A 12450-nucleotide genomic window follows, 5' to 3' on the forward strand; every position below is an offset into this window, starting at 1 on the left:
AGAAAAGGCAAAATAGAATCTTTTGCTTATTTTGTCACCTGCTGTTCAATATTTCCTCTTGGCGGCAATCAATTCCCGCCTGTTCTTTTTTATTACATTTTCTACTATTGCTTTATTCCTTACGTAATATGCGTCTGTCCTACATCTTTAACGGAAAATGAAATTTGCAATAGTAGAAGAAACTGAGTAAAATAAATATCAATTACAGCTTCCAAAAATTTGAACTTAAACAAGAACATGAAAAACGGCTACCCCTTATATAAGGGTAACCGCAATAGAAAGGTCTTACTCAAGAAAATCCTTCAGACGCTTGCTTCGGCTTGGGTGTCGAAGCTTACGAAGTGCTTTGGCTTCGATCTGACGGATTCGTTCTCGCGTAACGCCAAATACTTTTCCTACTTCCTCCAGCGTTCTGGTTCTGCCATCATCAAGGCCAAACCGAAGCCGGAGAACATTTTCTTCCCGATCCGTTAAAGTGTCAAGGACATCTTCCAATTGCTCTTTAAGCAGCTCATATGCTGCAGCGTCGGAAGGAGCAAGTGCTTCCTGGTCTTCAATGAAGTCCCCTAAATGGGAGTCGTCTTCTTCACCAATCGGAGTTTCTAAAGAAACAGGTTCTTGAGCTATTTTCAAAATCTCTCGAACCTTATCAGGAGTCAGGTCCATTTCCTTTGAGACCTCCTCCGGTGTTGGCTCTCGGCCTAAATCCTGAAGAAGCTGACGTTGTACACGAATGAGCTTGTTAATCGTTTCAACCATATGGACAGGGATCCGAATGGTACGGGCCTGGTCGGCTATGGCACGAGTTATAGCCTGACGTATCCACCAGGTAGCATACGTACTGAATTTATAACCTTTATTGTAATCAAATTTTTCCACAGCTTTTATAAGACCCATATTTCCTTCTTGAATTAGATCAAGAAACAGCATTCCGCGTCCTACATAACGTTTCGCAATGGATACAACGAGCCTGAGGTTAGCCTCAGCCAAACGGCGTTTAGCTTCCTCATCCCCATCCTCAATTCGCTTGGCAAGCTCTATTTCCTCCTTTGCAGACAAAAGAGGAACGCGGCCAATTTCCTTTAGATACATCCGTACAGGGTCATTAATTTTAATTCCAGGAGGCACGCTTAAATCGTTTAGATCAAGCTCTTCTTCTTTTTCTACTTGATCCATGCTTGGCACTTCTTCTCCTTCGTTGAGAATATCAACACCCTGCTCTCCCAGATATTCAAAAAACTCATCCATTTGGTCAGAGTCTTGATCATAAGGGGCAAGCTTCTCAGTAATTTCAGCGTACGTAAGCACTCCCCTTTTTTTCCCGGCTTCTAATAATTGTTCTTTTACTTGATCGATGGACATTTCACCTTCCGCCAACGGGCGTATTGGTTTCTCAGCCATTCGATCCCCTCCTTCCATTCTGCACAACACTACTTGTCAGTTACCTTCCATTTATCTCTACAAAAATAATCAAAGAAGAATACTCTTCTTTATCGTGCATAAAAAAATAAATTGTTACTATAAGAAATAAGAACTGGCTTCTTTCTACAAACATCGACACTCTTACTTGCTTTTTAATGCTTTTTTCATTTCGACCAGTTCATTTGCCAATTGCAAGGCATGTTGCAGATCATGCCTGCGCTCCGCCTCTTTCATTTCTTTTTCTTTTTCTTCTATTTCTACCCACTTTGGATAGTTCTTAATCTGTTTTATATAATCAGCCAACTCATTTTCTGTCAAGTTTCGATTAATGTCAAGCATTGAGAGCTCTGCCGCCAGTTTCATTAAGCTTTCATCCGTAAGGCTGTGGATAAAATCGGAGCTGTCCCCATCCCTGCCTGCCCCGTAAAAGGCATATAAATGTGCCGCCAGAGCGATGTGATTCTCTACATTAAACTCTCCTCCTACTTCATCTGCTACCTGATCTGTAATTTCCTTACTGGAAAGCATATGAGCAAGAAGGATTCTTTCCGCATTGAAAAAGGCAGGACGGAGTCTTTGTTCCGTCATGTACTGACTGGCTCTCCGTTTTGAAGAGTCACTTGAATAACTTGTACCTGCATTTTTATTTTTTTGTTTATTCGCTCTGAATAGCCTGTGTTGTTCTTGCTTAAGAGCTTCTAAGGAAAGATCAAATTCATCGGCAACCTGCCTCAAATAATGATCTCTTTCAACTGCTTTAGATATTTTGCTTATTTCACCTACTATTTCTTCTATATACTGAAGTCTATCTCCTTCATGTTGCAGGTTTTTCTCTTTTTTAAGCTTTTGCATTTTAAAGCTCATCAATGTAAAGGGGGCTTTAATAATTTCATTAACAAATTTATCTTTGCCATGGATCTTAATGAAATCATCTGGATCGCTGCCCTCAGGAAGTAAAGCAACCTGTACCTGGCAGCCTTCCTGTTCAAGAAGCTCCGCGCTTCTCAAGGCAGCTTCCTGTCCTGCTTTGTCTCCGTCATAACATATAATTGCCTGTTCGGCGTTACGTCGGATAATCTTAGCCTGACGGGCAGACAGCGCAGTACCCAGTGTAGCCACACCATTATTTACACCTGCATTCCAGGCTGAGATAACATCTGCGTAGCCTTCAAAAAGTATCGCTTTGTTTTCTTTTCGAATCGCTGGGCGTGCCTTATGAAGAGCATACAAGGTTTCATTTTTATGGAAGATAGGAGTTTCCGGACTATTTAAATATTTCGGCTGTCCTTCTTGAAGAGCTCTGCCCCCAAATGCAATGACTCTACCCTGATTGTTCATGATGGGAAACATCACACGGTTTCTAAAGCGGTCCATGTATTCCCAGCTGCTTTCCTTGCGTAAAAGCAGACCAGCTTCTTCCATTTCACTTTCCTGAAATCCTCTCTTTTCCAGGAGAGCTTTCAGTGCCGCGGGATTATCAGGAGCGTAGCCTATCTGAAAAGCACTGATCATATCCTGGGTAAAGCCTCTATCAAGTAAGTAATCATAGGCAGCCTTGCCTTGCTCTGTCGTTGTTAATAAATGATGATAAAATTTGGCAGCAAGCTCGTGACCTAGTATTTTACTTTCATGCTTTTTTCCACTTTCATTCCCTGAAACACCTTTCACGTGTTTAGGAAGAGCCATATCAATACGTTCAGCCAGTTTCTCAACGGCCTGGATAAAATCTGCACCTTCCATTTCCATCACAAACGTAATGACATTTCCGCCTGCTCCACAACCAAAGCAGTGATACAGCTGCCTTTCGGGCGAGACAGAAAACGAAGGTGTGTTTTCACCGTGAAATGGGCATAAACCTAAATAATGGCGTCCTTGCTTTTTAAGCTGAACATGGTCGCTGATGACATCCACGATGTCATTTTTATTCCGGACTTCCTCGATCAATTCTTCAGGTATTCGTTGCTTCACTAATTTCCTCACCTGATCTTCTTAAGATTCACTCTTTAAGTATTCTGCTTAATGTCTCAGTAAAATTGTTCCGGTCCGATTGACTAAAAGGCGGAGGTCCTTTCAATCTCATCTTCTTTTGTTTTTTTGCCTGAATTCCCTGAAGCCTTCCAAGCAAAAGAGCATCTGTATCTTCATTCTTCCACTCTTTGCCTCGAAATGAAATCACCTTGGTTCCATTGTGTAATAGCATAGCAGCCAGACCATTATCATGAGTGATCACTACATCGTTTTTCTTTGCATGGTTAACGATATATAAATCAGCAGCCTCAGGTTCAGCGTCTACCGTGATAAGTTTTCCTTTATACTTATCAGACGAAAAATGGGAATAACTGGCCACAAAAACGGCTTCCGCTCCATGCTCCACCGCCAGCTTATCAATTTCTTTTTTTACAGGACAAGCATCAGCATCAACATAAATGGTTATCGATTTTTGTCGCATTTCAGAGTATTCTACAATTGTAATGGAAATCCTCCTTGTTATTGGAAAATTACTTTTTTGATTTACTTACTTTACTTACTTATTATCTCATTACACACAACATTTCATTATAATTTAAAAAGTGAAAAAATACCACTAGAAATTATACTATGTGTATAAATTTCTTAATTTTTTTGAAGTGAAAAGAGTGCAGAACGTATCTTCTGCACTCTTACTTTTCTTAGGATTTTTGAAACATGTTTGAAATTAAGTTAGCAGTTTCTTCTACTGCCTTATTGGATACATCGATAACCGTACAACCAATCTTATCCATGATTTTAGAAGAATATTCCAATTCATCTTTAATTCTCTCGATATTTGCATAATTAGCTTCGGCTTTTAAACCAAGTGATTTCAACCGTTCTGAACGAATCCCATTTAATTTTTCCGCACTGATTTTTAAACCTATACATTTTTTTGGAGAGACGTTAAAAAGCTCTTCTGGTGGTTCAACTTCAGGAACAAGCGGAACATTCGCCACTTTTAACCGCTTGTGGGCTAAATATTGGGACAAGGGAGTTTTGGAGGTTCGCGACACACCAATCAAAACAATATCTGCTCGTATAATCCCTTTTGGGTCACGGCCGTCATCATACTTCACAGCAAATTCTATCGCCTCTACTTTTCTAAAATAATCTTCATCAAGGCGATAGACCAGACCCGGTTCATATTTGGGCTCACTATTTGTAATTTTGCTCATTTTCTTAAGCACAGGGCCCATAATATCCACGGTTTCTACTCCCTCTTCATTAGCTCTTCTCTGGAGATATATGTTTTTCTCAGGGATGACCAATGTAAAGGCAATAAGAGCCTGGGCTTCTTTTGCCAGTAAAATAACCTCTTCAATGGTGCCTTCATCTTCCACATATGGAATTCGGCGAACCTCCATCCCTTTATCACCAAATTGGCTTGCAGCGGCTTTTACTACCAATTCAGCTGTTTCGCCCACTGAATCTGAAACCACATAGACAATGGGGCGTTGATTAATCTCCTCCATTGAAATCCTCCTCATTTTTCACTATCCATCATTCATTCCTTCTATATAAGCTCATCATATGCTAGATCAACGAGCACTTTCGTAATGTTTGTTTTTGTTAATCTCCCAATAACTTCAACCTTCGTTCCTCTGTCCACTTCCTTGACCACTGGCAAAGCATCTATTTGCTTATCTATCAGCTTTTGTGCCACATCAATAATAAGATCATCTTTTTGGCACACTGTAATATTTGGCATACGTGTCATGATAATACTCACAGGCACGGCTTCCAAATCCTGTTTCCCCAGGCTGGTGCGAAGCAAATCTTTTCTTGAAAGCACTCCTATTAGTGTGGAATATTCATCCACAACAAACAACGTGCCAACATCCTCTAAAAACATCGTACAGATCGCATCATATACCGACGAGGACTGATTAACCACGACTGGAATTGATTGATATTCCTGCACGGTAATCTGCTTTACCTTTTCTGTTAAAAGCTGCGAACCAGTTTTGCCTGTATAGAAATAACCGACGCGCGGCCTTGCGTCCAAAAATCCAGACATAGTTAAAATGGCTAAATCTGGACGCAGTGTGGCTCGCGTCAGAGACAGTTTCTCTGCAATCTGCTCCCCGGTAATAGGGCCGCTGTTTTTCACAATATCAATAATCTGTTCTTGTCTCCCTGTCAGTTCGATTTTCATCACCGCCTTCATAGCACAATGTGTTATGCTATTTCTTCATATATTATATCTTATTGAGCAGGGAGTGGAAAACTTTTCGCTTATTTTATTTTAGAAGGACATTTGTTTTTAGTTTATGGAAAGACAATATGTTGAAAGGAAGCAAACTTTTTGATTTCTTCAGACAGATGCTTCATCTGGGCCAGCCTGTTTTCTTTCACCGCTTCATTTTCAGTCATAACCATTACATTATCAAAATAGTTATTAATGGTCTCTTCCAACGAAGACAGCTGCTCATAAGCTTCCTCAATACGCCCTTCCTTCAAAAGGCCTGGCAGCGTAACCTTTAGCTTTTGATAAGCGGTGTATAAGGTTTTCTCTTCCTCACTTTCAAATAGGTCCTCTTCAATTGAGTTCTCAAGTTGTTGAGCTTTTTTAGCGATATTGGTGATTCGGCTTAAAGCTTCAACCGTTTGTTTGAACTCGTCTTCATCTGCTTTTTTATTTAGAAACTCTGCTTTGCTGAGAAGAACATCAAGCTTTCCGTATTGCCCGGGAAGTACGGCATCAACAATATCATAACGAACTCCACGTTCAGTAAGCAGATTTTTGATACGCAGGCCAAAGAATTCAAGTACTTCTTTTGCTGTGACTTTACGATCCATTTTCAAAAGTCCGGCCTGCTCTGTTGTAGTAAGAGAGAGCTGGATAATTTCCTCTAAATTAAGATCCAGGCGGTATTCTACAGCTGTCTGGACAACGCCTGCCGCCTGTCGTCTCAAACCATAAGGGTCCTGGGAACCGGTAGGAATTAACCCTATACCGAAACATCCAACGATTGTATCAATCTTATCAGCAATCCCTACCAGTGCTCCCTGAATACTTTCTGGTACGCTGTCACCGGCAAAGCGAGGACTATAATGCTCGTTTACAGCAGCTGCGACTTCCTTTTCTTCTCCTGCCAAGAGAGCATACTTCTCGCCCATAAATCCCTGAAGTTCAGGAAACTCATCTACCATATGAGTTACCAGGTCAAACTTGGCCAGGTGAGCCGCTCGTACCGCTTGGCTGACTACAGTGTCACTGAGATTAATGCCCTTTCCAAGGGCAGCTGTAAGCTTTTCGATCCGGCGGACTTTATCACCGATTGAGCCTAAGTCTTCATGGTAGACGATGTTGTCTAATTGCTCTACACATTGGTCAGGCTTCTTTTTCTGGTCTTCTTTATAGAAGAAAGCAGAATCTGAAAGTCTGGCCCGGAGTACTTTTTCATTTCCTTTTTGTACATTCTCGAGGTGTTCATCATTCCCATTTCTCACTGTAACAAAATGGGGAAGGAGCTTTCCTTCTTTGTTTTCCACTGAAAAATATCGCTGGTGCTCTCGCATTGAGGTAATCAGGACTTCATCCGGTATTGCCAGAAAATCTTCATCAAAACTTCCGTATAGTGCCGTAGGATATTCAATTAAATTGTTGACTTCTTCAAGCAACTCTTCTTTAACAGGAATTTTCCAGCCTTTTTCTTCTTGGATCATTTTTATTTGCTTTCTGACAGCTTCTTTTCTTTCTTGTGGATCAGCGATGACAAATTCGCTTAATAAGGCTTCTTTATATTGTCCGGGCTCTTCTATAACTTTTTCATTCCCCAAAAAACGATGTCCTCTAGTCATGTTTCCTGTTTGTACGTCTGTAATAGAGAAAGGAATCACTTCAGAGCCATATAAAGCAATAATCCAATGGATCGGCCTTACATAACGTAGGTTTTGTGTTCCCCACTTCATATTCTTTGGAAAACTCATACCTGTAATTAAGCTTTCCATTTGAGAAAGGAGCTCTTTTGTTTCTTTGCCTGCAATTTCTTTTTTCGCAAATAAGTACTCCGTGCCTTTTACTTCTTTTACAAATAATTGATCAGGGTCTATCCCTTGACCTCTGGCAAATCCTTGTGCTGCTTTCGTCCAGCTTCCGTCCTCAGCGACAGCTATTTTCTTTGCCGGCCCTCTTGCTTCTTCAACTACATCCCCCTGCCTGCCTGCAAGGCCGGTTACCACAACAGCAAGACGCCGAGGAGTAGAGAAAGCCTGGACCTCGGAAAATTCCAGCCGTTGTTCATTCAGCCAGTCAGAAACTTTTTCTTTTAATTGATACATTGCTCCGGTTACAAAACGGGCCGGCATTTCCTCTAGCCCGATTTCTAATAAAAAATCCTGATTACTCATAAGTTGTCCCCTCCTTATCGTTTAACAAAGGAAACCCTAAACGTTCTCTTGCCTCTAAGTGAGTTTTTGCGCATTTCCTGGCAAGATTTCTTACTCTCCCTATATAACCGGTTCTTTCCGTCACAGAAATGGCTCCACCTGCGTCTAGAAGGTTAAACACATGGGAGCATTTTAAAACGTAATCATAGGCCGGGTAAACCAGACCTTCCTGTAATGCTCTTTCGGCCTCTTTTTCGTATGTGGTAAATTCATTAAAAAGCATTTCATGATCGGCAATTTCAAAGGTATATTTAGAATGCTCATATTCAGGCTGCAAAAAGATATCCCCGTAGGTGAATCCGTCCACCCACACCAAATCAAAAACGTTTTCTTTATCCTGGATATACGACGCGAGCCGCTCAATACCATACGTTATTTCCACAGCGACAGGGTCAGCATCAATGCCGCCTACCTGTTGAAAATATGTAAATTGAGTGATTTCCATTCCATCCAGCCATACTTCCCATCCTAGCCCCCAGGCACTCAAAGCAGGGTGTTCCCAGTTATCCTCAACAAAGCGAATGTCATGTTCTCTTGGATTGATACCCAGCTGTTGAAGGCTTTGCAAGTACAATTCCTGGATATTGGATGGAGAAGGTTTCATAATTACTTGGAATTGATGATGCTGGTAAAGCCTGTTAGGATTTTCTCCATACCTTCCATCCGCAGGACGTCTAGATGGCTCTACATAAGCCACATTCCATGGTTCCGGCCCTATGCTCCGCAAAAAAGTCATTGGATTTAGCGTGCCAGCGCCTTTTTCTACATCATATGCCTGCATTACGAGGCAATTTTGTTTAGACCAAAAGTTCTGCAATGTTAAGATCATATCTTGTACATTCATCGCTATCCCTCCTTAAGGGGTATATTTGTACTCGTGCGATGGAGTGGCTGTTACTTGGCAATCTCCTGCAATAGAGTCCTGTCATCACAAAAAACCCGTCCCCATGCCATCATTTGGCATAGGGACGGGTTTCGTCTCGACCCGCGGTTCCACCCTACTTGCTGTTTCATCAGAAAACAGCCGCTTCTCATCGTCTGTGCTCAAGAACGCCTTCACTACCATTTACCGCGCGGCTTCCACCATCCCACGCTCGCTTTTAGGTAAAGAGGGTACTTACTACTCTCTGTCTTCGCACCATATGAATTTATTTGAATCATACTTGAAAGGTTCATAGGCTGTCAAGTTTTCTTATAAGTCCTTACAGCTTCCATTTTTCAAGTTGGCTAAGAAACCTTTTGCTCTTTAAGTGAAGCCCGGAGTATTCGTCATAATATGTCTCAAGTACAGTCTTTAGCTGATCCTTTGTTTCCTGCTTTAACGAAACCGTGCCAAGCCTTGCGATATCCATATAAAAGAAAAGACGCAGCAGCCTGACGGTCTGCTGGCTGATAGGGATTATCTTTTCATCAATATGAGCACACTGCCTGCAAAGAAATCCTGCTTCCTTAACGGAAAATGAAAACTCCCCTTCTTTGTTCTGGCAGCTTGCACAATGGTCTAATTCAGGTTTTATTCCCGCAACTGCTGTCATTTTTGTTTCAAAGATGCGCATCAGCACTTCTTCATCCATTTCTTCATTTAAGTATTGAAGCAGCTGCAGAAGCAACTCGAACAAATAAGGATTTCTTTCCTTCTCTTCGGTGAGTTTATCGACCATTTCTACAAAGTAAGAGGCATAGGCAGTTTTATTAATATCTGCCCTGAGCAGCTTAAAGGAATTCACAGGATCACCTTGGCTTAACGTACTCATTCCAGATCCTTTGTAATATAAAAACATTCCATACATAAAAGGCTGAGTAATGGAGGCAAGCCTGCTTTTTGGCTTCTTTGCTCCCTTAGCCATCACGGCTAATTTACCTGCTTCCCTCGTGAACAACGTGACTATGACATTTGATTCCCCATAGGAAATGGTGCGAAGCACTATTCCTTCCGCTTTATCAAGCATAAATTACTTCTCCTCATTCTTCGTAAGTGACGGCAAACGAGGGCTAATTCGGTGTACTATCAAGTGGTGTGTTTTCCTCACTAAGAGGCAGGGCCTCCTCAGTTCCCATGTCCTGTTCAATCTCCTTAATCAAGAGGTACGTATCTACATTCCCAGTTATGGAAAATACCTTCCAAGAGAAATCCAACATGTTCTTAACACTCCTTTTTTGAAGCAGTTAAAAGTAAGCCTGCACTCTTAGGATGACCTCGTTTACCTGTAACAATGTTATGGAAAAATTGACAACTTTACTTGCACATAAAATACAGAAAAAAGAATAACATATAATGTTTGATAAGTTGATGGTTTCTTATTACCCTATTTGTATAGTTTTACACCGAAAATACAAAAAATTTCGAAAACAAAAAAGTATTCCTAACAATGTTTATTTATCATTATCATAATAACTTTTTTATAAAAAGACAATGGCATCCAAATATTGCCATTGTCTTTTTTCTCTTAATATTCGTCTTCACGATAGCCATGCTCACTTAAATGGAACTTTTTATTACGCCAATCTTTTTGTACTTTTACCCATAAACCTAAAAATACTTTCGACCCAAGTAGAGCTTCAATATCCTCCCGTGCCCTCTGGCCTATTTCTTTAAGCATTTTCCCCTGCTTTCCTATAATGATTCCTTTTTGAGAGCTTCTTTCCACAATAATGGTGGCAGCAGCATAAATTGTGCCTTCCTCCCGCTCTTTCATTTCTTCGATTCCAACTGCTATGGAATGTGGGATTTCATCTCTTGTTAAATGAAGAACTTTTTCTCTGATTAACTCACTGACCACAAACCGCTCTGGATGGTCCGTGATTTGATCAGCCGGATAAAATTGAGGCCCCTCCTCAAGGTAGGCTTTTATTTGATCAATGAGAGTAGGAACATTGTTTCCTTGCAGAGCAGAGACAGGAATGACCTCTGCAAACGGGAAACGATCCTTATAGGCTGCTATTTTTTCAAATAGTTCATCAGGGTGGATTAAATCAATCTTATTAATAACTAAAAACACCGGGGTTGAACTACTTTCCAATCTGGACAAGATAAATTGCTCCCCCGATCCAAACGGTTCTGTAGCATCGACTAGAAACATAACCAGATCCACTTCTTTGATTGTCGTGGTAGCTGCTTTTACCATGAAATCGCCAAGTCGATGTTTAGGTTTATGAATTCCTGGAGTATCTATAAAAATAATTTGAGCATCGTCTGAAGTATACACTCCCTGGATTTTATTTCTGGTTGTTTGCGGTTTATCGCTCATAATGGCAATCTTTTGTCCAATGACATAATTGAGAAGCGTTGATTTACCAACATTAGGACGGCCAATCAATGCTACAAATCCAGATTTAAATGGCTGGTTACTCATAAAAATCCTCCGCTCCAAAAGCTCCTGGCAGCAGCTCATTGATCGTGGTCGTTTCTGTGTCTCCCTTTAAATTGGTTAATATAACCTTACCGTTTGGAGGGAGAAATTCAGATAGCACCTGGCGACATGCTCCGCAAGGCGAAACAGGACCATCAGTATCTGCGACAACGGCTACTGCTGTAATATTGCTGCTTCCCTCAGATACCGCTTTAAAGACTGCCGTACGTTCTGCACAATTTGTTAAACCAAACGAAGCATTTTCAATATTACAGCCAATATAGACTTCTTTATTTTCAGTCAGCACAGCAGCACCTACAGGGAAATGTGAATAAGGGACGTATGCATTATTTCTTGCTTCGATTGCTTTTTGGATAAGTTCTTTATCATTCATCGCGATTTCTCCTTTCTTTCTTGCCCTTCACGTTAATGACTAACCTTTTGTTTTTTAAATCTTCTTCAACGTAAGTATCTCTTTGTGGCGTCTCTGGGTCAGGAGGAACTACCACACCTCCTGAAATAATAAATTTTAACCCTTGTTCCACTGTCATTTCAAGAATTTTCACATCTTCTTTTGGAACAAGGACTAGCCAGCCCGATGTTGGATTTGGTGTAGTAGGGAGAAAAACATTAATGCACTCTTTATTTGTCAGCCTCTGAACCTCTCCCTTTGATTCCCCGGTTAAAAATCCAAGGGTATATAAGCCTTTTCTGGGGTACTCCAATAGAACAACCCGCTGAAACGAAGAGCGTTCCTGGGCAAACGCATGGACGACCTGCTCCACCGACGTGTAAATGGAGCTTGCAATCGGTATCTTTCTAAACGTACGGTCAATGGAAGTAAATACAGGAGCTCCCTGGCCTTTAATACGCATTGAACCGATCCACGTAATTAAAATGATTGTCAACACAAAGCCTATACCGAGAAGACGTTCTGTGAAGGGAGTGTAAATTCCCAGAAAATGAATGCTTCCATCTTCTACTGTTATGACGTTCAACGTCCGAAGGACATCAGTGATAAATGAACCGAGAAAAGCATCAATTAAAGAAAAAAGAAATTGCAGGACGTATATTGTAGCAATCGCAGGCAGTAGAAATATCAAGCCGGCAAGAATATTTTTTTGAAAGCTTTTCCACATGAATGTTTTCTCGACTCCTCTCCCTTTATCGTAACAGCAGCTGATCTTATACTTTTATAGCTCTGTAAACGCTTGTACGCTTCACATTTGCTGCATTCTGTCTCTTTTTACGGACAGGGAGGGATAACAGCAGG

At 41.0% G+C, this 12450-nt stretch carries 12 protein-coding genes; all 12 read right to left on the reverse strand.

Annotated features, from left to right (window positions below; all coding sequences use genetic code 11):
• Window positions 1–285 precede the first annotated feature (285 nt).
• On the reverse strand, window positions 286–1401 hold the full coding sequence (gene rpoD / locus ACFPU1_RS11410) for an RNA polymerase sigma factor RpoD (protein WP_054635470.1): 1116 nt from the start codon (window positions 1399–1401) through the stop codon (window positions 286–288).
• Between the two features lie 162 nt (window positions 1402–1563).
• Window positions 1564–3390, reverse strand: a complete 1827-nt coding sequence (dnaG, locus tag ACFPU1_RS11415; RefSeq protein ID WP_385941213.1) for a DNA primase — start codon at window positions 3388–3390, stop codon at window positions 1564–1566.
• A gap of 28 nt (window positions 3391–3418) precedes the next feature.
• Window positions 3419–3871: a YaiI/YqxD family protein gene (locus tag ACFPU1_RS11420; protein WP_385941216.1), complete on the reverse strand. Its 453-nt coding sequence runs from the start codon at window positions 3869–3871 to the stop codon at window positions 3419–3421.
• Window positions 3872–4091: 220 nt separating this feature from the next.
• Window positions 4092–4907 carry a pyruvate, water dikinase regulatory protein gene (locus ACFPU1_RS11425; protein WP_385941219.1) on the reverse strand — a complete coding sequence of 272 codons (816 nt, stop codon included), beginning with the start codon at window positions 4905–4907 and terminating at the stop codon, window positions 4092–4094.
• Window positions 4908–4948: 41 nt separating this feature from the next.
• Window positions 4949–5590 (reverse strand): helix-turn-helix transcriptional regulator, encoded by a 642-nt coding sequence (locus ACFPU1_RS11430; protein WP_385941222.1) that lies wholly within the window; start codon window positions 5588–5590, stop codon window positions 4949–4951.
• Between the two features lie 113 nt (window positions 5591–5703).
• Window positions 5704–7788, reverse strand: coding sequence for a glycine--tRNA ligase subunit beta (gene glyS / locus ACFPU1_RS11435; RefSeq protein WP_385941225.1), 2085 nt, complete (start codon window positions 7786–7788; stop codon window positions 5704–5706).
• On the reverse strand, window positions 7781–8671 hold the full coding sequence (gene glyQ / locus ACFPU1_RS11440; RefSeq protein ID WP_385941228.1) for a glycine--tRNA ligase subunit alpha: 891 nt from the start codon (window positions 8669–8671) through the stop codon (window positions 7781–7783). Before glyQ ends, glyS begins: the two co-directional genes overlap by 8 nt.
• A gap of 358 nt (window positions 8672–9029) precedes the next feature.
• Complete coding sequence (recO, locus tag ACFPU1_RS11445) at window positions 9030–9776, reverse strand: DNA repair protein RecO (RefSeq protein ID WP_385941230.1); 747 nt, start codon at window positions 9774–9776, stop codon at window positions 9030–9032.
• Between the two features lie 43 nt (window positions 9777–9819).
• Window positions 9820–9966 (reverse strand): YqzL family protein, encoded by a 147-nt coding sequence (locus ACFPU1_RS11450; RefSeq protein ID WP_083465269.1) that lies wholly within the window; start codon window positions 9964–9966, stop codon window positions 9820–9822.
• A gap of 308 nt (window positions 9967–10274) precedes the next feature.
• The gene (era, locus tag ACFPU1_RS11455) at window positions 10275–11180 is read right to left on the reverse strand and encodes a GTPase Era (protein ID WP_385941234.1); all 906 of its coding nucleotides are present in this window, start codon (window positions 11178–11180) and stop codon (window positions 10275–10277) included.
• On the reverse strand, window positions 11173–11571 hold the full coding sequence (locus ACFPU1_RS11460) for a cytidine deaminase (protein WP_385941237.1): 399 nt from the start codon (window positions 11569–11571) through the stop codon (window positions 11173–11175). Before ACFPU1_RS11460 ends, era begins: the two co-directional genes overlap by 8 nt.
• On the reverse strand, window positions 11564–12316 hold the full coding sequence (locus ACFPU1_RS11465) for a DUF502 domain-containing protein (RefSeq protein ID WP_100398305.1): 753 nt from the start codon (window positions 12314–12316) through the stop codon (window positions 11564–11566). The genes ACFPU1_RS11460 and ACFPU1_RS11465 overlap by 8 nt, the downstream gene beginning before the upstream one ends.
• Between the last annotated feature and the right edge of the window lie 134 nt (window positions 12317–12450).

It is taken from the genome of Thalassorhabdus alkalitolerans (genome assembly GCF_042656525.1).
In the GTDB taxonomy this organism is placed as follows: domain Bacteria; phylum Bacillota; class Bacilli; order Bacillales; family Marinococcaceae; genus Thalassorhabdus; species Thalassorhabdus alkalitolerans.